The 18,126-nt window shown below is 67.6% G+C and carries 18 protein-coding genes; 7 read left to right on the top strand and 11 right to left on the bottom strand.

Annotation, left to right across the window (positions count from 1 at the left end; genetic code table 11):
• Nucleotides 1–15 precede the first annotated feature (15 nt).
• Together tsaE and ACAD63_RS19160 are read left to right on the top strand one after the other, a co-directional pair.
• Nucleotides 16–549, top strand: a complete 534-nt coding sequence (gene tsaE / locus ACAD63_RS19165) for a tRNA (adenosine(37)-N6)-threonylcarbamoyltransferase complex ATPase subunit type 1 TsaE (RefSeq protein ID WP_133093842.1) — start codon at nucleotides 16–18, stop codon at nucleotides 547–549.
• Nucleotides 543–2,042 (top strand): N-acetylmuramoyl-L-alanine amidase, encoded by a 1,500-nt coding sequence (locus ACAD63_RS19160; protein ID WP_133093843.1) that lies wholly within the window; start codon nucleotides 543–545, stop codon nucleotides 2,040–2,042. The genes tsaE and ACAD63_RS19160 overlap by 7 nt, the downstream gene beginning before the upstream one ends.
• A 56-nt stretch (nucleotides 2,043–2,098) precedes the next feature.
• Here the strand turns inward: ACAD63_RS19160 and ACAD63_RS19155 are convergent, their stop codons facing one another.
• The gene (locus tag ACAD63_RS19155) at nucleotides 2,099–3,124 is read right to left on the bottom strand and encodes a bile acid:sodium symporter family protein (protein ID WP_133093844.1); all 1,026 of its coding nucleotides are present in this window, start codon (nucleotides 3,122–3,124) and stop codon (nucleotides 2,099–2,101) included.
• Between the two features lie 92 nt (nucleotides 3,125–3,216).
• Between ACAD63_RS19155 and ACAD63_RS19150 the strand changes: the two genes are divergently transcribed.
• Entirely contained in the window at nucleotides 3,217–4,134 is a 918-nt protein-coding gene (locus ACAD63_RS19150) for a LysR family transcriptional regulator (protein ID WP_133093845.1), read from the top strand.
• Between the two features lie 14 nt (nucleotides 4,135–4,148).
• Here ACAD63_RS19150 and ACAD63_RS19145 read toward each other — a convergent pair whose 3' ends face one another.
• The 7 genes from ACAD63_RS19145 to ACAD63_RS19115 form a co-directional block, all read right to left on the bottom strand.
• Nucleotides 4,149–4,907 (bottom strand): 3-hydroxyacyl-CoA dehydrogenase, encoded by a 759-nt coding sequence (locus tag ACAD63_RS19145; RefSeq protein WP_133093846.1) that lies wholly within the window; start codon nucleotides 4,905–4,907, stop codon nucleotides 4,149–4,151.
• A 213-nt stretch (nucleotides 4,908–5,120) separates the two neighbouring features.
• A complete protein-coding gene (adk, locus tag ACAD63_RS19140; protein WP_133093847.1) occupies nucleotides 5,121–5,786 on the bottom strand; it encodes an adenylate kinase in 666 nt (221 codons plus the stop codon).
• Nucleotides 5,787–6,180: 394 nt separating this feature from the next.
• On the bottom strand, nucleotides 6,181–6,990 hold the full coding sequence (gene kdsB / locus ACAD63_RS19135; protein WP_434033161.1) for a 3-deoxy-manno-octulosonate cytidylyltransferase: 810 nt from the start codon (nucleotides 6,988–6,990) through the stop codon (nucleotides 6,181–6,183).
• A gap of 39 nt (nucleotides 6,991–7,029) precedes the next feature.
• Entirely contained in the window at nucleotides 7,030–7,236 is a 207-nt protein-coding gene (locus tag ACAD63_RS19130; RefSeq protein ID WP_133093849.1) for a Trm112 family protein, read from the bottom strand.
• Nucleotides 7,217–8,326 carry a tetraacyldisaccharide 4'-kinase gene (lpxK, locus tag ACAD63_RS19125; protein WP_434033160.1) on the bottom strand — a complete coding sequence of 370 codons (1,110 nt, stop codon included), beginning with the start codon at nucleotides 8,324–8,326 and terminating at the stop codon, nucleotides 7,217–7,219. Before lpxK ends, ACAD63_RS19130 begins: the two co-directional genes overlap by 20 nt.
• 241 nt (nucleotides 8,327–8,567) lie before the next feature.
• Nucleotides 8,568–9,014: an ExbD/TolR family protein gene (locus ACAD63_RS19120; protein ID WP_133093851.1), complete on the bottom strand. Its 447-nt coding sequence runs from the start codon at nucleotides 9,012–9,014 to the stop codon at nucleotides 8,568–8,570.
• 18 nt (nucleotides 9,015–9,032) lie between these two features.
• A complete protein-coding gene (locus ACAD63_RS19115; RefSeq protein WP_133093852.1) occupies nucleotides 9,033–9,653 on the bottom strand; it encodes a MotA/TolQ/ExbB proton channel family protein in 621 nt (206 codons plus the stop codon).
• Between the two features lie 1,077 nt (nucleotides 9,654–10,730).
• On the opposite strand from ACAD63_RS19115, the gene xseA reads away from it, so the two are divergent.
• Nucleotides 10,731–12,116: an exodeoxyribonuclease VII large subunit gene (gene xseA / locus ACAD63_RS19110; RefSeq protein ID WP_135704586.1), complete on the top strand. Its 1,386-nt coding sequence runs from the start codon at nucleotides 10,731–10,733 to the stop codon at nucleotides 12,114–12,116.
• Between the two features lie 246 nt (nucleotides 12,117–12,362).
• Complete coding sequence (gene sodB, locus ACAD63_RS19105) at nucleotides 12,363–12,941, top strand: superoxide dismutase [Fe] (protein ID WP_133093854.1); 579 nt, start codon at nucleotides 12,363–12,365, stop codon at nucleotides 12,939–12,941.
• 86 nt (nucleotides 12,942–13,027) lie between these two features.
• Here the strand turns inward: sodB and ACAD63_RS19100 are convergent, their stop codons facing one another.
• A complete protein-coding gene (locus tag ACAD63_RS19100; RefSeq protein WP_135704588.1) occupies nucleotides 13,028–13,570 on the bottom strand; it encodes a DUF4142 domain-containing protein in 543 nt (180 codons plus the stop codon).
• A gap of 96 nt (nucleotides 13,571–13,666) precedes the next feature.
• A complete protein-coding gene (locus tag ACAD63_RS19095) occupies nucleotides 13,667–14,077 on the bottom strand; it encodes a hypothetical protein (RefSeq protein WP_434033159.1) in 411 nt (136 codons plus the stop codon).
• 263 nt (nucleotides 14,078–14,340) lie between these two features.
• Between ACAD63_RS19095 and ACAD63_RS19090 the strand changes: the two genes are divergently transcribed.
• Complete coding sequence (locus tag ACAD63_RS19090; RefSeq protein WP_135704590.1) at nucleotides 14,341–14,646, top strand: hypothetical protein; 306 nt, start codon at nucleotides 14,341–14,343, stop codon at nucleotides 14,644–14,646.
• Between the two features lie 6 nt (nucleotides 14,647–14,652).
• Here the strand turns inward: ACAD63_RS19090 and ACAD63_RS19085 are convergent, their stop codons facing one another.
• Nucleotides 14,653–15,258, bottom strand: coding sequence for a UdgX family uracil-DNA binding protein (locus ACAD63_RS19085; protein ID WP_135706213.1), 606 nt, complete (start codon nucleotides 15,256–15,258; stop codon nucleotides 14,653–14,655).
• Between the two features lie 171 nt (nucleotides 15,259–15,429).
• On the opposite strand from ACAD63_RS19085, the gene ACAD63_RS19080 reads away from it, so the two are divergent.
• Nucleotides 15,430–18,123, top strand: coding sequence for an ABC transporter transmembrane domain-containing protein (locus ACAD63_RS19080; protein WP_195431728.1), 2,694 nt, complete (start codon nucleotides 15,430–15,432; stop codon nucleotides 18,121–18,123).
• The last annotated feature ends 3 nt before the right edge of the window (nucleotides 18,124–18,126 follow it).

Here is an 18,126-nt window from a genome sequence, read left to right as displayed (position 1 = left end):
CCTGAATTGTACGCAATGCCCTTGCTCGAAGAACGCACCCTGACGCTGCCCGACGAAGCCGCCACCGCGCGCCTGGGCGCCGCGCTGGCCGCCACCGTGCAGGCCATGCCGCCGCGCGCGGTGCATGTGCAGCTGTCCGGCGACCTCGGCGCCGGCAAGACCACGCTGTCGCGCGCGGTGCTGCGCGCGCTCGGCCATGCCGGCAAGGTCCGCAGCCCCACCTACACGCTGTGCGAGCCCTACGAGGTGGCCCGCGCCGACGGGTCGCCGCTGACGGTCTACCACTTCGACCTGTACCGCTTCGCCGATCCGGAGGAGTGGATCGATGCGGGTTTCCGCGACTGTTTCGCCGAACCGGCCTTTAACCTGGTCGAATGGCCGGAGAAGGCGGGGCGCCTGCTGGGGGAACCCGACCTGCACGTGTTGCTCCAATCGGACACGGCACGGCCGGCCGACAGCGAAATGCTCGCCGGCGACGCCGGCGAGCGGCGCATCGCGACCTTGCGCGCCTATACTCCCACTGGACTTACCCTGCTGAACGCATGCTGATCAAGCGACTAGCCACCGACCGCCCCGATGGACCCGACGGCCTGCTGCAGGCGCGCCGCAAATGGATGGCGCAGGCGCTGAAGCTGGGCGCGGGCACTGCCGTGCTGACGCTTGCCGGTCCGCAGATCGCGTTCGGCGCCGGCATCGTCGCGGTGCGCGTATGGCCGGCCGAGGACTACACCCGCGTCACCATCGAATCCGACGCGCCGCTGTCCGCGGTGCACCAGATGATTCGCGATCCGGACAGGCTGGTGGTGGATATCGATGGCCTGGACCTGTCGCCCACGCTGCGCGAGCTGGTGGCCAAGATCACGCCCAACGACCCGTATATCCAGACCGTGCGCGTCGGCCAGAACCGCCCGCGCGTGGTGCGGATGGTGTTCGACCTGAAGGAGAACGTGGCGCCCCAGGTGTTCACGTTGCTGCCGATCGGCAGCTACCGCAACCGGCTGGTGTTCGACCTGTACCCGGTCAACCCGCCCGACCCGCTGTGGAAACTGGTGCGCGACACCGAGGACAAGCAGCGCCGCTTCGCCACCTCGGACCCGGCCCCGGGTCCGGACAGCATCGCCGGCGCCCCGGCCGGTGCCGAGGAAGATGCCATCGGCGCGCTGGTGCGCAAGTTCGACGAGAAGGGCGAAGTGCCGGCCACCACCGCGCCGCCGCCGCCGGTGGTTGCCACCCGGCCCAAGCCGTCTGCGCCGGTGGTGCCGAAGCCCGATGCCCCCGTGGTGCCGCCCGTCGCGCGCGACAACCCGACTGCCGAGCGCCCGTTCAAGATGCGCCGCCTGCTGACGGTGGCGCTCGATCCGGGCCACGGCGGCGAAGACCCCGGCGCGATCGGCGCCGCTGGTTCGCGCGAGAAGGACGTGGTCCTGCAGATCGCGCACCGGCTGCGCGCCAAGATCGACGCCCAGCCCAATATGCGCGCGATGATGACGCGCGATGCCGATTTCTTCGTGCCGCTGAACGTGCGCGTGCAGAAGGCGCGCCGGGTGCAGGCCGACCTGTTCGTGTCGATCCACGCCGATGCCTTCCTGTCGCCGGAAGCCAATGGTGCTTCGGTATTCGCGCTGTCCGAGCGCGGCGCCTCCAGCACCGCGGCGCGCTGGCTGGCCAACAAGGAAAACGCCTCCGACCTGATCGGCGGCGCCAACATGGGCAACAAGGATGCGCAGGTCGCGCGCGTACTGCTGGACCTGTCCACCACCGCGCAGATCAACGACAGCCTGCAGGTCGGCAAGTCCGTGCTGGGCGAGATCGGCGGCATCAACCGGCTGCACAAGGCGCACGTGGAACAGGCCGGGTTTGCGGTGCTGAAGGCGCCGGACATCCCGTCGATCCTGATCGAAACCGCGTTTATCAGCAACCCGGCGGAGGAGCGCAAGCTCAACGACAGCGCGCACCAGGAACAGCTGGCCAATGCCATCCTGCGCGGGATCAAGGCCTACTTCGCGAAGAATCCGCCGTTGTCGAAGAACCCGTCGGTGTGACCGGGATGGACGAAGAAAACCGGGGCATGCCCCGGTTTTCTTACGACTGCGCCATCTTACGCCCGCGCCGCCGCGCGATCCTCCAGCAGCGCATCCCGGTTGGCGTAGCGCGCCGCGATCACCGAGCAGACAATGAGCTGCAGCTGGTGATAGACCATCAGCGGCAGCACCAGCAGCCCCAGCGCGGGATGCCCGGCAAACAGGATCTTTGCCATCGGGATGCCGTTGGCCAGGCTCTTCTTCGAGCCGCAGAACACCGCGGTGATCTCGTCCTCGACCGAGAAACCCATGCGGCGGGCGGTCAGCGTGGTGAAGCCCAGCACCACGAACAGCAGCACCGCGGCGATCAGCATCACCGCGCCAATGGTCTGCCACTCATACTGGTGCCACAGGCCCTGTGCGGTGGCATCGCAGAACGATGAATAGACGATCAGCACGATCACGCCGCGGTCGATCTTGGTGGTGATCTGCTTCTTCTTCGCCAGCCAGTTGCCGATCAGCGGGCGCAGCAGCTGGCCCAGCGCGAACGGCAGCAGCAGCTGCAGCGCCACGCCGGTGAGCGCCTTGCCCAGCGGCATCGAGGCGCCGCTGGCGCTGATCACCAGCCCCATCAGCACCGGCGTGACCAGCATGCCGATCAGGCCCGAGATGGTGGCATTGAAGATCGCGCCCGACACGTTGCCGCGCGCCATCGAGGTCATGGCCACCGACGACGACACCGTCGAAGGCAGCGCGCACAGGAAGAACACACCCAGCAGCAGGTCCGCCGGCAGCGTGTTGTGCAGGGCCAGCATCAGCAGCGCGCCGACCACCGGAAAGACCACGTAGGTGAACGACTGCACGAACACATGCAGGCGCCAGTTCTTGGCGCCAGACACCAGCTTGTCACGCGACAGTGCCGCGCCATGCAGGAAGAAGACCAGTGCCACGCCCACGCTGGTGACCAGGCCCAGGTGCAGCGGGCCCTTGCCGGTGCCGATCTCCGGGGCCGCCAGGGCAATGGCGATGGCGGTCAGCATGACGAGGACGAAGCCGTCGATCAGGTCATAAAGTTTCTTGAGCTTGGCAAAAAGACGAGACATGACTGCGGTTGGTTAGGGTTTTGCCTAGTATTGGACGCCAGCCGGGTCTAGAATGCAAATTCATTTATAGAATCTATTTATCCGGTCGTTGCATGAATTACACACTGCGCCAGCTGCGCGTCTTCCTCGCGGTGGCCGGCAGCGGCGGTTTCAGCCGCGCCGCGGAGGTGGTGGGACTGACCCAGCCGGCGGTCAGCCGCGGCGTCGCAGAGCTGGAAGAGGCACTTGGCGTCAAGCTGCTCGACCGCACTACGCGTGAGGTGGTGCTGACCGATGCCGGCCATGCGCTGGTGCCGGCGCTGGAGCGGCTGCTGGGGCAGCTCGACGACACCCTCGAAGAAACGAGGCAGTTAGGCGAACGCTATCGCGGCCGTGTCGTAATAGCTGGAGCTCCAACCATTTCCGCGCGGCTGATGCCGATGTATGTCGCCGCCTGCGCCGCGCAATACCCCGATATCCGGCTGATTGTGCGCGACAACGTACAGGCCGACGGCCTCGAGCAGGTCCGCGCCGGCGCAGTCGATTTCGGCGTGCTGATCGATCCGCTGGTGCGCGAAGGGCTGGCGGTGGAGCCGGTGGCAACCGACCCGTTCTGCTTTGTCTGCCGGCGCGACCATCCGCTGGCGCAGTCGGCCACGGTGCCGTGGTCGGCGCTGCATGGCATGCGGCTGGTGCTGCTGGACTTTGCCTCGGGCAGCCGGCCGCTGATCGACCGCATCTTCGGCCGCCACGGCGTGGCGCCGCAGGTGGTGCAGGAACTCGGGCACTCGGCCAGCGTGTTCGGCATGGTCGAGGCCGGCATTGGCGCCTCCGTGCTGCCCTCTTTCTCGCTGCCGCTGCCCGCCGCATCGCCGCTGGTGTGGCGGCCGCTGGTGCCGCGCGAGGAGCGCAGCATCGTCATGGTCCGGCGCGAGGACCGCTCGCTGTCGCCCGCCGCGGCGGCGGTGTGGGCGCTGGTGCGGCGCCTGACGCTGCGCGTCGAGGCGCCCGCGATGGGCGCAGCGGCCTGAGCGCCGGCGCTTGATTACTTCGGCTGCATCCGGATCGCGCCGTCGAGACGGATCACTTCGCCGTTCAGCATCGTGTTTTCGATGATCGCGCGGGCCAGCTTGGCGTACTCCGCCGGACGGCCCAGGCGCGGGGGGAACGGAACCATCCTGCCGAGGGCGTCCTGCACTTCCTGCGGCATGCCGAGCAGCATGGGCGTTTCAAAGATGCCCGGGGCGATGGTCATGCAGCGGACACCGTCGCGGGACAGGTCGCGGGCGATGGCCAGGGTCATGGCGACCACGCCGCCCTTGGAGGCGGCATAGGCGGCCTGGCCGATCTGGCCGTCGAAGGCCGCCACCGAGGCGGTGTTGATGATCACGCCGCGCTCGCCTTCGCTGTCGGGAGTGTTCTGGACCATGGCGGCGGCGGCCAGGCGGATCATGTTGAAGGTGCCGATCAGGTTGATGCGGATGGTCTTGTCGAAGGCATCCAGCGGATGCGGGCCGTTCTTGCCTACCGTCTTGTTGGCGGTGGCGATGCCGGCGCAGTTGATCAGGCCCGACAGGCGGCCCAGTGCCTGGGCGGCGGCGACCACGGCCTGGCCGTCGGCTTCGGAGGTGACGTCGCAGCGGATGAACTGGCCGTTCAGTTCGGTGGCGAGGGATTGGCCGGTTTGCTCGTTGAGGTCCGCGATGATGACTTTGGCGCCGGCTTCAGCCAGCATTTTTGCCGTGCCGGCGCCCAGGCCGGAGGCGCCGCCGGTGATGATGAAGACGTTGTCTTTGATTTGCATTTTGCGGTGTCTCCTTTTGGGGTTGATTTCCGTTTACGTAAACGTCAACTATTGTACGGGGTGGAGGTTGTTGTGCAAGGGGGTTTGGCCCGTGCTGATATCTGGTGGATATTTGATATGCACGGTTCAATGTAGGAACGCCTGCGGCTGCGCAGCGCGCAGCCCCAAAGAAAAAGCGGCCCTTGGGCCGCTTTTTGCGTTGTATTGTCTGGCTTACTTCAGTGCGTCAAACACTTGCGCGGTGATCTCGTCGACGTTGCCGACGCCGGAGATCTTGCGGTACTTCGGCGGCGCTACCTTGGCGCTGGGGTCGCCCTTGGCGGCCCAGTCCGAGTAGTAGTCGACCAGCGGGCGGGTTTGCTGGGAGTAGACGTCTAGGCGCTTCTTGACCGTCTCTTCCTTGTCGTCGTCGCGCTGGATCAGCGCTTCGCCGGTTTCGTCGTCGATGCCTTCGGCCTTCGGCGGGTTGTACTTGACGTGGTAGGTGCGGCCCGAGGCCACGTGGACGCGCCGGCCGCTCATGCGCTCGATGATGGCATCGAACGGGACGTCGATTTCCAGCACGTAGTCGATTGCCACGCCGGCTTCCTTCATGGCTTCGGCCTGCGGGATGGTGCGCGGGAAGCCGTCGAACAGGTAGCCGTTCTTGCAGTCGTCCTGCTTCAGCCGGTCTTTCACCAGGCCGATGATGATGTCATCCGACACCAGTCCGCCCGCGTCCATGACCTTCTTGGCTTCCACGCCCAGGGGGGTGCCGGCCTTCACCGCCGCGCGCAGCATGTCGCCGGTGGAAATTTGCGGAATGGCGAACTTCTCGCAGATGAACTTGGCTTGCGTGCCTTTGCCGGCGCCGGGTGCGCCCAACAGGATCAAACGCATTTACGGGTCCTCAGAGTTTTGAATCTGGTGTGGCGGGAGATCAGAAGGAGGGTAATGCCGCAACTTGACGCAAGACTTACTAGCTGTCTTGTTCGGATACTGACGGCATTTGGCGCAGGCACATCATGCCCACGCGGACGTCCGGCGGCGGCTGCCAGGGGGATGGCGGCGCGGCGCACCAGTCGGGCTCTATCTTTATCTCCCCACCGAGCCTTGGCCGGCGGCGCGTTGGCGCACAGCCGGGGCGGCTCTGTATCGGCAAGCATTATGCCATGAGGCGGCGCCGATTCGGCCTGAAATCCGCCCCCCGGTTCAGGTTGCAGCAGTTTGAACCTGAGCGGGCGGCTGGCCGGCGTGGCTGGCGCCCAGGTTGTCGATCAGGGTGGGGTGGCGATCAGGGCCCGTCCTGCGCCATCGACTCGGCCCACAGCGCGCGCACGCGCTCCAGGTCGGCCGGGGTGTCGACGCCGGGCGCCGGGGCGGCAGCGGTTTCCACCACGGCGATGCGCTCGCCATGCCACATTGCGCGCAGTTGCTCCAGCGCCTCGGTCTGCTCGAGCGGCGCGGCGGCCAGGGTCGGGAAGCGCCGCAGGAAGCCGGCGCGATAGGCGTACAGGCCGATATGGCGCAGCACCGGCATGGCCGGCAGCGGGACCAGGGCCATCGCGGCGGGCACGGCCGGCACACCCGCCCACGCGTCGCGCGCCCACGGGATCGGCGCGCGCGAGAAATACAGCGCGCGTCCGGCGGCGTCGCACACGACCTTGACCACGTTGGGATTGAAGACCTCGGCGATATCGTGCAGCGGGTGGGCCGCGGTGGCGATGGCGCAGTCGGCGTGGCGCGACAGGTGCAGCGCCACCTCGTCGATCAGCGTGGGGTCGATCAGCGGCTCGTCGCCTTGCACGTTGACCACGATGGCGTCGTCGGGCAGGGCGAGTTGCGTTGCCACTTCGGCCAGGCGGTCGGTGCCGGTGGGGTGGTCGGCGCGGGTCAGCACGGCTTCGATGCCGTGGTCCGCGCAGACCTGCGCCACGGACGGGGCGTCGGTGGCGACCACGGTGCGCCGGGCGGACGAGGCATGGGCGCGTTCGGCCACGCGCACGACCATCGGGCGCCCGCCGATATCGGCCAGCGGCTTGTCGGGCAGGCGGGTCGAAGCGAGCCGCGCGGGGATGACGACGGTGAAGGCCGGAACGGTCATGGTGCTGGCTTGGTTAGCTTCAGTTGCCCGCGGTGGCGCTCAGTTGCCATTCACCGGCGCGTCGGGGTCGATGGCACGGCCCGGCACCGACTGGCGCGCTTCGTCGGCGAGCATCACCGGGATGCCGTCGCGGATCGGGTATGCGAGCTTGTCGGCGTGGCAGATCAGTTCCTGCGCGGCGCGGTCGTATTCCAGCTTGCCCTTGCACAGCGGGCAGACCAGGATTTCAAGCAGCCGGTTGTCCATCTCGGTGTTCCTCGTTGCGCCCGGCGTCGCCGGACGTGGCCGCCGCCGACTGCGCGGTCGGTGCGGTGTTGATATGCGCCAGCACGGCGCTGCGGATTTTGTCGATCAGGCCAGCGTCGATCACCGGCCTGGTAGGCACGACCCAGATGCGCGGGTCGTCGAAGCGCTCGCATTTTACGGCATCCTTCTCGGTGATCAGGATCACGTCGGCATCGAGCGCGTCGGCGTTGCCGGTGAACGGGTCTTCGGCAAAGTCATAGTGGTCGGGCAGCGGCAGCGTCTTCGGCGACAGACCGGCGCCGCGCAGGCTGGCGAAGAAGCGCTCGGGGTTGCCGATGCCGGCCGCGGCCAGCACGCGCCGCCCGGCAAAGGCGGCAACGGGCCGCGCCATGGTCGGGTCGTTCAGCTGCCAGGCGTCTTCCAGCTCCAGCCGCATGCCGTAGACGCCGGGGCGGTCGGGCGTGGCGCGGAAGTTGGGATCATTGATCAGCGTGGCGTCGCGCGGGCGCGTCAGCGGCTCGCGCAGCGGGCCGGCCGGCAGCATCAGGCCATTGCCGCCCATGCGCGTGTCGAACATCACGATCTCGAAATCGCGCTGCAGCTTGTAGTGCTGCAGGCCGTCGTCGAGCAGCAGCACGTTGACGCCGGGGTGCGACACCAGCATGGTCTGCGCGCACAGCGCGCGGTCCGGGAACACCCACACCGGCACGTCGGTGGCGCGCGCGATCAGCAGCGGCTCGTCGCCGACGTCGCTGGCCTGCGAGGTCGGCTTGACCCGGCGCGGATGCTTGAGCTCGACGCCATAGCCGCGCGACACCACGCCGGGGCGCAGGCCGGCCTCGGTCAGCGCGTGGGCCAGCGCGATCACCGCCGGCGTCTTGCCGGTGCCGCCCACGGTCACGTTGCCCACCACCACCACCGGCATCGGCAGCCGCGTGGACTTGAACCAGCCACGCCGGTAGCCGTGCCGGCGCACGCGGGCGACCAGCCCGAACAGCAGCGAGAACGGCAGCATGACCCAGGCAAACCAGCCGCGGCGCTGCCACTGGGCGGTCACGAAGTCGGCGAGGGCATGGCGGGGAGCGGGCATGGACGCGGCGAGTCGTTCAGGTCGTGGATGGGATGGGATTGTAGTGCGCCCGGGATCCCGCGCCCCCGAAAAGGGACCCAAAGGGACTGGAGGGGACCGAAAGGGAGGATCGGCAAGGACCGGCGGATCCACCCATTATGGGCACTGCGCAGCGCATGGGGCAAGCCCGGCCAGGCTGGCTTTGCGCCCGCAGGCAAGGCCGCCGTTCCCCGCTTCCGCGGGACAACGACGATGCCGGATCTCAGCGCGGCTGCGAGCTCTGCGTGGCGAAGGTCAGGCGCGACAGCCCGGCCAGCCGCGCGGCTTCCATCACGTTGACCACCGCCTGGTGGCTGGCCTGCGCATCGGCGTTGACGATCACCACCGGCGGCTGGCCATTGCCGGATCCCCCGGCGCCGGCGGGGCCGGACGCGGCGCGCAGCTGGTCGGCGAGGCTGGTAACGTCTTTCTGCTCCAGCACTTTCTTGTTGATCGAGTAGACCCCGCGCGACGACACCGACACCACGATTTCCTGCGGCCGCTGCTGGGCGCGCTCGGCGTCGGCGGTGGGCAGCTGGATCTGCAGCTCGGTATAGCGCGAGTACGTGGTCGTGATCATCAGGAAGATCAGGATCACGAGCAGCACGTCGATCAGCGGGATCAGGTTGATCTCCGGCTCTTCGCGCCGCTGGCGGGAACGGAATCGCATGGCGTGGCGGGTCCGTGATCAGCTACGGCGCTGCGGCAGGATCGCGTCCAGGAACGCGGTGGCGCGGAATTCCAGCTCGGCCACGTAGTCGTCAACGCGGCGGCGGAAGTAGCGCCAGAAGATCAGCGCCGGGATCGCCACGATCAGGCCGAAGGCGGTGTTGTACAGCGCCACCGAGATGCCGTGCGCCAGCTGCTCCGGGTTGGCGCCGGTGCCGCCCTGGCTGCCGAAGATCTCGATCATGCCGATCACGGTGCCCAGCAGCCCCATCAGCGGCGCCACCGAGGCGATCGTGCCGAGTGCGTTCAGGTAGCGCTCCAGCTCATGCGCGACCGCACGGCCGGCTTCCTCGACCACATCCTTGGCGGCGTCGCGCGAGGTGTGCGGCTGCAGCACCACGTGGCGCAGGCCGGCGGCCAGCACGCGGCCGAGCGGCGAATTCTGTTCGATCGTGTTGACCACTTCCGGCGTGGCGCGGCGCTGCTGCGCAGCGGCCAGCGCTTCGTCATAGAGCCGCGGCGGCAGCACCTTGCTGCGCTTGAGCGACAGGAAGCGTTCGACGACCAGCGCCAGCGCGAGGACCGAGGCCAGCAACAGCGGCCAGATCGGCCAGCCGGCCGCTTGAATGATGGAAAACAATTGGACCCCCGGGATCGACAACCCAATAAAGAAACCCCAACCAGCTGGTCGGCATGCCTTGAGGCGCGTCAGCAGGCAGCGCACTCCGGCATTGCTCTGAAAAATCAGGCGCAACTCTACCCCGCGGCCTGCCGCGCGGCAAGCGACGGCCGGGCCGGCTGTCTCGGGCGCGCATCGGTGCCGGCCGATGTTGGCGGCGACTTTCCACAGGGCGCAGGGACAGAATTGTGGATCGATTGTGGAAAGCCGCCGGACAAGCGATGCAAGTGCTTGATTCGCAAAAGGAAGCGTGGATCTGCTTAAAAATTAAGCAGATCCGTCCCGGGCGCTCGCGACGCTTGCCGCACACCGGAGAAAGGCGGGTTTGCAGCTGCTGCATACCCTTGTCGGTGCGATCGCGCACGATGTGACGCGGTCATCCACACCATTGCGGGACAGTATTGTGGAGCGGTTGTGGACAGGTGTCGGAGAATCCATCTAAGTCCTTGATTTTAAAAGCATGGCATGTGGTTGCTTAAAAAATAGGCAAATGCTTCCTGACGTGCTGCACGACCGCCCGATGGTGCGATGCATGGGTATACCCGAGCTTTTCCACACCGGGCAGGGAGAGAATTGTGGATGGCCTGTGGATAAAGTCTGGAGAGGTGGGCTAACCCATTGATTTCATGAGGGGTGTTGCTCGCTGCCTAAAAAATAGGCGGCGCCTCGCTATTCGACGTTCCACATGGTGCAGTGCGGGCGCATGGCTTGACATGCCGCCTACGCCGCCCCGCAGCGTGATGCCGGCCACGCTTGAGGTAATAATCAGCGAAAAAGTCGGGTAAACGGCGCGTTTTATCCAGAGATCCTGTGGATAACTTTGTGAACAAGCCCCATTGGCGCCCGCTAAGTGGTTGATGCAAAAGAGAATTGGTTATATTGCCTAATTTTTATTTCAATCATAAATCTCATAGAAATCAAAGAGTTGTACGAAGTGATGCGGCTCGCCGGGCAGCATCGGCCCATCACTGCTACCCCCTTGACAGACCAGTTATGCTGTGGACATGTCCCATCAACGCCGCTTGACCGGCGTGCGCCATGCCCGACCTGACCAGCTTTTCGCGTGACGCTTCCTCCACCAGCCCCCGCGGTGGCCGCGAAGTCATTCCTGTCGGTGAGCTAAACCACACTATCGCCCGATTGCTGGAGCGCAGCTTCCCGCTGGCCTGGGTACGCGGAGAAATCTCCAACTTCACCCGCGCGGCCAGCGGCCACTGGTATTTCTCGCTCAAGGATGCGCGTGCCCAGATCCGCTGCGTGATGTTCCGCGGCCGCAACCAGCATGTCGACTTCCAGCCGCGCGAGGGCGAGGCGGTCGAGGTGCGCGCCGTGGTCACGATGTACGAGGCGCGCGGCGAACTGCAGCTCGGCGTGGAGGCGATGCGCCGCGCCGGCCTGGGCAACCTTTACGAAGCCTTCCTGCGGCTGAAGGAAAAGCTGGCGCAGGCCGGCCTGTTCGCACCGGAGCGCAAGCGGGCGGTGCCATCGCACCCGCGCACCATCGGCGTCATCACTTCGCTGCAGGCAGCCGCCTTGCGCGATGTGCTGACCACGCTGCGCCGGCGCGCGCCGCATGTGCCGGTGGTGGTCTATCCGGTACCGGTGCAGGGGGCCGGGGCGGCCCAGAAGATCGCCGACGCGATCGACCTGGCCGATGCGCGCCGCGACTGCGACGTGCTGATCCTGTGCCGCGGCGGGGGCAGCATCGAAGACCTGTGGTCGTTCAATGAAGAGGTGGTGGCGCATGCGATCGCGCGTTGCGCACTGCCGCTGATTTCCGGCGTCGGCCACGAGACCGACTTCACCATTGCCGATTTCGTCGCCGACGTGCGCGCGCCCACGCCGACCGGCGCGGCCGAGCTGGTCAGCCCCGACCGCTCGCACCTGCTGGCGCAGACCCTGCGCGGCCGCGACGCGCTGGCGCAGGCGATGCGCCGCGCGCTTGACCTGCGCGCCCAGCACCTGGACTGGCTGGCGCGGCGCGTGCGCAGCCCGCAGGCGCAGCTGCAGGAACGCCGCGCGCGCGTCGACAATCTGGCCCGACACTTGCGGTCGGCATTGCGCGACACCGTGGTGTCGCAGCGGCATCGCCAGCAGGTGCTGGCGATGCGCTGGAGCGCATGCCGCCCCGACACCGCCGCGGCACAAGCGGACCTGGCACGGCTATGGCAGCGGCTGCAGGCCGCCGCCACTCGCGGCCACGAGCGCGCCGGACAGCGCCTGGCGCGCGCCGCCGGTGCGCTGGAGCTGCTGGCACCGCAGCGCACGCTCGAGCGCGGCTACGCGGTGCTGCTCGACCAGCGCGGCCGTGCGCTGCGCTCGCCCACCGAGATCCGCCCGGGCAGCGTGGTCGAGGCGCATCTGGCCGAGGGCGTGGCCGACCTGTCGATTGCCGGCGTGCAGGCGAAGCTGGGCGATTTCTGAGGCACGAAGAAAAGCGTGGTCTTGGGTGCTCCCGAGCGGCCCGAGCTTGCCCAGGCAAGGTGTTCTCCCTCTCCCCTCAGCGGGAGACGGGAGCAAACCGGCGCCTTTCTCAATCGCCCCGGAAACCCGCCGCCAGACAAACTAACATCGAAGCAGGGGCATAGGCCTGCGGTTTGCGCGGGTATTCCAAGTCCCCTACAATCGGCAATTCCGGACCCTACAACCCCAACCCACAGAGACAGAACAATGGAACACAAGCTCCCCCCGCTTCCGTACGCGCATGATGCCCTGGCTCCGCACATCTCCAAGGAGACGCTGGAGTTCCATCATGACAAGCACCACCAGACCTACGTCACCAACCTGAACAACCTCATCAAGGGCACCGAGTTCGAGAACGCGACCCTGGAAGAGATCGTCAAGAAGTCGTCGGGCGGCATCTTCAACAACGCTGCCCAGGTGTGGAACCACACCTTCTACTGGGATTCGCTGAAGCCCAACGGCGGCGGCCAGCCGACCGGCGCGCTGGCTGATGCCATCAACGCCAAGTGGGGCTCGTTCGACAAGTTCAAGGAAGAATTCACCAAGGTTGCCGTCGGCACCTTCGGTTCGGGCTGGGCCTGGCTGGTGAAGAAGGCCGACGGCTCGCTGGACCTGGTGTCCACCTCCAACGCCGCGACGCCGCTGACCACCGATGCCAAGCCGCTGCTGACCTGCGACGTGTGGGAACACGCCTACTACATCGACTACCGCAATGCCCGTCCGAAGTACGTCGAGGCATTCTGGAACGTCGTGAACTGGGACTTCGCCGGCAAGAACTTCGCCTGAGCCCCGGTCATCCTTGCAGCAGCAAAAAGCCCCGGAAATTCCGGGGCTTTTTGTTTGGCGTTTGATTGACGCGTGTGTTTCGCCGCTCACTGCTTCGCCTGCGATGCCAGCTGCCGCGCCATCTCGAGGTGGTGGTTCAGCGTCGGCAGCGTCTGCCGCGCGAATGCCTTGACGCTGTCGTCCTTGGCTTCGTCAGCGGCATTGCGGAACAGCGCCACCGCCTCCTGATGGGCATCGACGCCGAACTGGCGGGCGTAGGCGCTATCGAACGCGCCGCCGCTGAGCCTGCCGAGTTTTTCCAGTTCCTGCTTCTTTACCTCGGGCGGCGACGCCGGCAGCTGGATGCCGAGTTTCCTCGCCAGCTGACGCAGCTTCTCGTCCGCGGCTTGATGGTCGCGGATCATCTGCGCGGCAAACGTCTTGACCGCTTCGCCGCTTGCGCGTGTCTGCGCCAGCTTGCTGGCCTCGATCTCCAGCGCGCCGGCCTCGGCCGCGTCGCGCAGGAACAGCGCATCCTTGTCCGGCGCCATCGCGGTACCCGGCTTGTCCGACAACGGCGCCGCATGGGCGCCGGTGGCAAGCAGCAGCGCAATCGCCGCCAGCATCGTCTTATAGACCGGTCGCGTCATGATGGCCTCCTCAATCCTGTCTGGGTTGTCCGTTCTACGCCATCAGCCCGCCGTCGTGATGTCTGCGGAAAAGGCCGCCGCGAGCTCGAATCGATGTCAGCGTCCCTTGGAATCGGGTACGCGGGTCTGGTCGATGCTGGCGCCGCCGCTGCCGGTGCGCGGCTTGCCGTGCAAGCCATCGCGATCGGCCTTGCCGGCGCTTTCCGACGCGGGCCTGGGCTTGTCGCGGCCAGGCAGGCCGCCAGCCGTATGCGGTTCCTTCGGCACGTCGCCCAGCTCGCGCGCGAGCCCGCCTGGATTGGTCGGCGTGGCACCCGGCGTGCTGGATGGCGCCACCGCGGCGCCCGGCGGCGGAATGGTCTGGCTGCCGATGGGCCCTTTGTCGGTGCGCACACCGGTGCTGTCTGTCTTCTGGGCCAGCGCGCCGCCGGCCAGCAGCGACAGCAGCGCGGCGGCCGCGGCAAAGCGGGAAGTGGATGTCACAGCGGACGCAAGGCGGATGCGCATTGGTTTCTCCTGGAGTGATGTTGTCCTGCTGTTGTTGTGCAAAGCATTTGCCGGGCCACGGATACGACGACGGCCCGTGTCGCCGTGGCCACCCGCTGCATCGCACTTTCTACAAGCACTGGCGCTTCTTACAGGCGTCACCCGCGGCGTGCGGTGCCGCGGCGCATGCATGTGTCCGGCCCGCTGCAGCAGTGCCGCCGTGGAATGAAAGTTGCGCGCCATGCTGGAGTGGCCGCGCCGCGGCCTGATGCTCAGGAGGCGCCATGAAGCAAAGCAAGCACGACACGTCGGGCAACCCCTCGCTCGACAAGCGGCAGGGGCTGGATGACCGCGAACTGCGGGAGAACGCGGCGGAAAACCAGCGTGCGCGCGAACGCGCCGCTGCGGACTGGGAGCATGCGGCTTCGCATCGAAAGGATAAGGCCGCGGACCCATCCTCGAGCCCACGCGCGCCGCGCAGCGAAGAGAAGCCCGGCCGCGGCGAATTCCCGCCCGGCGTCGGCAAGCGCGACCTGCTCGACCCGGGCAGCCGCGATCCCGATGCGCCGCCCACGGTGAACCGTTCCTGAGGCCGGCTAGCCTTCGCCGCGCGCCAGCCGCGCGGCTGCTTGCAGGCTGCGCACGATGCGATCGAATGCGGCCGCGCGCGCGTCGTCGGAACGCTGGCGCAGCGCAAACGACGGATGATAGGTGGCGATGACGAGCCGGCCCTCGTGCTCGACCGGCGTGTCCATCATCGTGCCCAGCGTCACGCTCTTGCGGCCCAGCACCGCGCGCGCGGCGGTGGCGCCCAGCGCGACGATGATCCGCGGATCCACCTGCTTGAGCTCGCGCTCGAGCCACAGGTGGCACGCTTCGATCTCCAGCTGGCCCGGCGACTTGTGCAGCCGCCGCTTGCCGCGCAATTCGAACTTGAAATGCTTGACCGCATTGGTCATGAACAGCTTGTCGCGGTCCAGTCCGGCACGCTCCAGCGCATCGTCCAGCAGCTGTCCCGCGGGACCCACGAACGGCGAGCCCTGCAGGTCTTCCTGCGAGCCGGGCTGCTCGCCCACCAGCATGATGCGCGCGTGCGCCGCGCCGGCACCGGGCACGCCTTGAGTGGCATTGCGCCATAGCGGGCAACGCCGGCATTCGTTCAGTTCGGCACGGCTGACTGGTGGCTTCTTGCGCTCGGGCATCATCGATGTCTGGCAGTGGGACGCATGGCGCCGCTAGCCGGTGCGCAGCAGGTTCCGCGCCATGCGCCGCGGGCGCTACGCACCGGTACGGAATTTGCCTCGCCCCAACACCTCGGAGGCGGCCGGTCCCGCCGCTTCCTCCGTTGACCTGAACGCCGATTCCCAGCACGCATGCCCCAGCAACCGATCGCGCCCCCGTCCCGCCGCCGCATTGCCGCCGAACTGTTCCGCGCGATATGGCGTTTCCGCCTGCGCGTGGTGGTGGCGGTATCGCTGTTGCTGCTGGCCAAGGCCTGCGCGGTGGCGGTGCCGCTGCTGCTCAAGCTCGTGGTCGACGAAGTCGCGCCGGCCGCGGCCGGCACCGATGCGGCGCGGCTCGGGCTGGTGGCCATGCCCGTGTTCCTGGTGCTGGCCTACGCGATCCTGCGGCTGATGGGCAATGCCTTCAGCGAACTGCGCGACGTGGTCTTCGCCTATGTCACGCAAAGCACAGTGGCAGCGTTCATGGAGCGCACCTTCGCGCACCTGCACGCGCTGGGCGCGCGCTTCCATGCCAGGCGCGCCACCGGCAGCGTGATCCGCGACCTGGAGAAGGGCACAGCGGCGATCGGCTTCCTGCTGGGCGTGGCAGTCTTCACCATCGTGCCGACGCTGATGGAAATCGTCTCCGTGCTGGCCATCATGATCGGCGCCTATGGCGGCGCGTTCGCCGCGATCATCCTGGGCGTGTTCGTGCTGTACTCGGCCTTTACCTGGTACTACACGCAGCGGCGCATGCGCGTGCAGCGCAAGGTCAATGCGGTGGAGGCCACCACCAACAGCAAGGTGGTCGACAGCCTGCTCAACTACGACACGGTCAAGTTCTTCGCGCGCGAGTCGTTCGAGACACGGCGGCTGTCCGACATATTGCGGCGCTGGGTCGGCATCAGCGTCGAGAACCAGTACGCGCTGTCGACGCTGCATATCGGCCAGAGCGTATGCATTGCGCTCGGCGTGGCGGCGGTGATGCTGCTGGCCACGCAGCGCGTGATCCAGGGTTCGCTGTCGGTGGGCGACCTGGTGCTGATCAATGCCTACATCATCCAGGTGGTGCTGCCGCTCAATACGCTGGGTTTTATCTTCCGCGAGTCGAACGACGCCATGACCAACGTCGAGCGCCTGTTCGCGTTGCTCGACGCGCGCGGCAGGCCCGGCGAGGACGACGACGCGCCGGGGGCGCGGCCGCTGCGCGTGACGCGCGGCGAGATCGTGTTCGACCGCGTCAACTTCAGCTACGACCCCAGCCACCAGACCCTGTGGGAGGTCAGCTTCCGCGCGCAGGCGGGGCAGACCGTGGCGGTGGTCGGCGGCAGCGGCTCGGGCAAGTCGACGCTGGCGCGGCTGCTGTTCCGCCTGTACCAGCCCGATAGCGGCAGCATCGGCATCGACGGGCAGGACCTGCGGCTGGTGACGCAGCGCAGCCTGCGCGAGATGATCGGCATCGTGCCGCAGGACACCATCCTGTTCAACGACACCATCGCCTACAACATCGGCTACGGCCGCGAAGGCGCGACCCGCGCCGATATCGTCGCGGCGGCGCGCGCGGCGCAGCTCGATGCCTTTATCGATCGCCTGCCCGACGGCTACGAAACCCAGGTCGGCGAGCGCGGCGTGCGCCTGTCCGGGGGCGAGCGGCAGCGCGTGGCGATCGCGCGCGCGATGCTCAAGCGCCCGCCACTGGTGGTGTTCGACGAGGCCACCTCGGCGCTGGACACGCGCTCGGAGCGCGCGATCCAGCAGGAGCTGTCGGCGGTGGCGCGCGGCCGCACCGCGCTGATCATCGCGCACCGGCTTTCCACCATCGTCGATGCCGACCAGATCCTGGTGATGGAGCACGGCCGCATCGTCGAGCAGGGCTCGCACGCCACGCTGCTGGCGCGCGGCGGCATCTACACGCAGATGTGGCAGCTGCAGCAGCAGCAGCGCGAACTGGAGCGCGCCGAGCGGCGCCTGGCGCTGCAGCCGGTGCGGCTGGAGACGCTGGTGGCCAGCGTGGTCGATGGCCTGCGTGAGACCATCGCCGAGCGCCACGTCAACCTGTTCACGGTGCAGAGCGAAGCCGAGCTGCGCGTGACCGGCGATCCCGGCGTGCTGCAGAAGGCCATCTGGGAACTCTGCCAGCAGATGATTGCCACCACGGAACCGGGCGGGCGGCTGGAGCTGCGTCTGGAACGGCACGACGGGCAGGCCGGGCTGCGCGTGTCGGCGTCGCCGCAGCAGGGGCCGCTGGACGACGTGGAGGGACTGCGCGAATGGCTGGGCGAGCACGGCGTGACGCTGACCGCCGATCCCGGCGCTCATGCGTGCCAGTTGCTGATGCCGATGCGCGCGGTGCAGGAGCCGGAGCCGCGGCGCGCCCCGGCGCCCGGCACGCCCGAGGCGCTCGAAGTGCCCGACACGCAAGCGCTCAAGGGCATGCGCGTGCTGCTGCTGGACGACGACGAAACCACGCGCGAGGTGCTGAGCGCCGCGCTTGAAGACTACGGCGCGCATGCGATCGCGCAGGAGCGCGGCGACGAAGTGATCGGGTTGCTGGCGGCGACGCCGCAGGCCGAGTGGCCGCAGGTGCTGCTGTGCGACCTGGCGCTCGGCGAGGAAGACGGCTACACCGTGCTGCGCCGCGTGCGCCGGCTGGAAGCGCAGATGCAGGTGCCGCTGGGGCGGCGCATGACGGCCATCGCGCTATCGGGACACGCCGAGCCGCAGGACCGCATGCGCGCGATGATGGCGGGGTTCCAGCTGCATCTGTCAAAGCCGGTGCGGATCGGCGAGCTGGTGGCGGCGCTGAGGTCGCTGGCGACGCGGGCGGAGCAGGAGCCTGGATGAGGG

Source organism: Cupriavidus sp. a3, from assembly GCF_051015765.1.
In the GTDB taxonomy this organism is placed as follows: domain Bacteria; phylum Pseudomonadota; class Gammaproteobacteria; order Burkholderiales; family Burkholderiaceae; genus Cupriavidus; species Cupriavidus oxalaticus_A.
This window is presented reverse-complemented; position numbering and strand designations above follow the sequence as displayed.

Bases quoted from the DNA above. Each gene is read 5' to 3' on its own strand.
- tsaE (WP_133093842.1), top strand. From the start codon at position 16: ATGCCCTTGCTCGAAGAACGCACCCTGACGCTGCCCGACGAAGCCGCC.
- ACAD63_RS19160 (WP_133093843.1), top strand. From the start codon at position 543: ATGCTGATCAAGCGACTAGCCACCGACCGCCCCGATGGACCCGACGGC.
- ACAD63_RS19155 (WP_133093844.1), bottom strand. From the start codon at position 3,124: ATGTCTCGTCTTTTTGCCAAGCTCAAGAAACTTTATGACCTGATCGAC.
- ACAD63_RS19150 (WP_133093845.1), top strand. From the start codon at position 3,217: ATGAATTACACACTGCGCCAGCTGCGCGTCTTCCTCGCGGTGGCCGGC.
- ACAD63_RS19145 (WP_133093846.1), bottom strand. From the start codon at position 4,907: ATGCAAATCAAAGACAACGTCTTCATCATCACCGGCGGCGCCTCCGGC.
- adk (WP_133093847.1), bottom strand. From the start codon at position 5,786: ATGCGTTTGATCCTGTTGGGCGCACCCGGCGCCGGCAAAGGCACGCAA.
- kdsB (WP_434033161.1), bottom strand. From the start codon at position 6,990: ATGACCGTTCCGGCCTTCACCGTCGTCATCCCCGCGCGGCTCGCTTCG.
- ACAD63_RS19130 (WP_133093849.1), bottom strand. From the start codon at position 7,236: ATGGACAACCGGCTGCTTGAAATCCTGGTCTGCCCGCTGTGCAAGGGC.
- lpxK (WP_434033160.1), bottom strand. From the start codon at position 8,326: ATGCCCGCTCCCCGCCATGCCCTCGCCGACTTCGTGACCGCCCAGTGG.
- ACAD63_RS19120 (WP_133093851.1), bottom strand. From the start codon at position 9,014: ATGCGATTCCGTTCCCGCCAGCGGCGCGAAGAGCCGGAGATCAACCTG.
- xseA (WP_135704586.1), top strand. From the start codon at position 10,731: ATGCCCGACCTGACCAGCTTTTCGCGTGACGCTTCCTCCACCAGCCCC.
- sodB (WP_133093854.1), top strand. From the start codon at position 12,363: ATGGAACACAAGCTCCCCCCGCTTCCGTACGCGCATGATGCCCTGGCT.
- ACAD63_RS19100 (WP_135704588.1), bottom strand. From the start codon at position 13,570: ATGACGCGACCGGTCTATAAGACGATGCTGGCGGCGATTGCGCTGCTG.
- ACAD63_RS19095 (WP_434033159.1), bottom strand. From the start codon at position 14,077: ATGCGCATCCGCCTTGCGTCCGCTGTGACATCCACTTCCCGCTTTGCC.
- ACAD63_RS19090 (WP_135704590.1), top strand. From the start codon at position 14,341: ATGAAGCAAAGCAAGCACGACACGTCGGGCAACCCCTCGCTCGACAAG.
- ACAD63_RS19085 (WP_135706213.1), bottom strand. From the start codon at position 15,258: ATGCCCGAGCGCAAGAAGCCACCAGTCAGCCGTGCCGAACTGAACGAA.
- ACAD63_RS19080 (WP_195431728.1), top strand. From the start codon at position 15,430: ATGCCCCAGCAACCGATCGCGCCCCCGTCCCGCCGCCGCATTGCCGCC.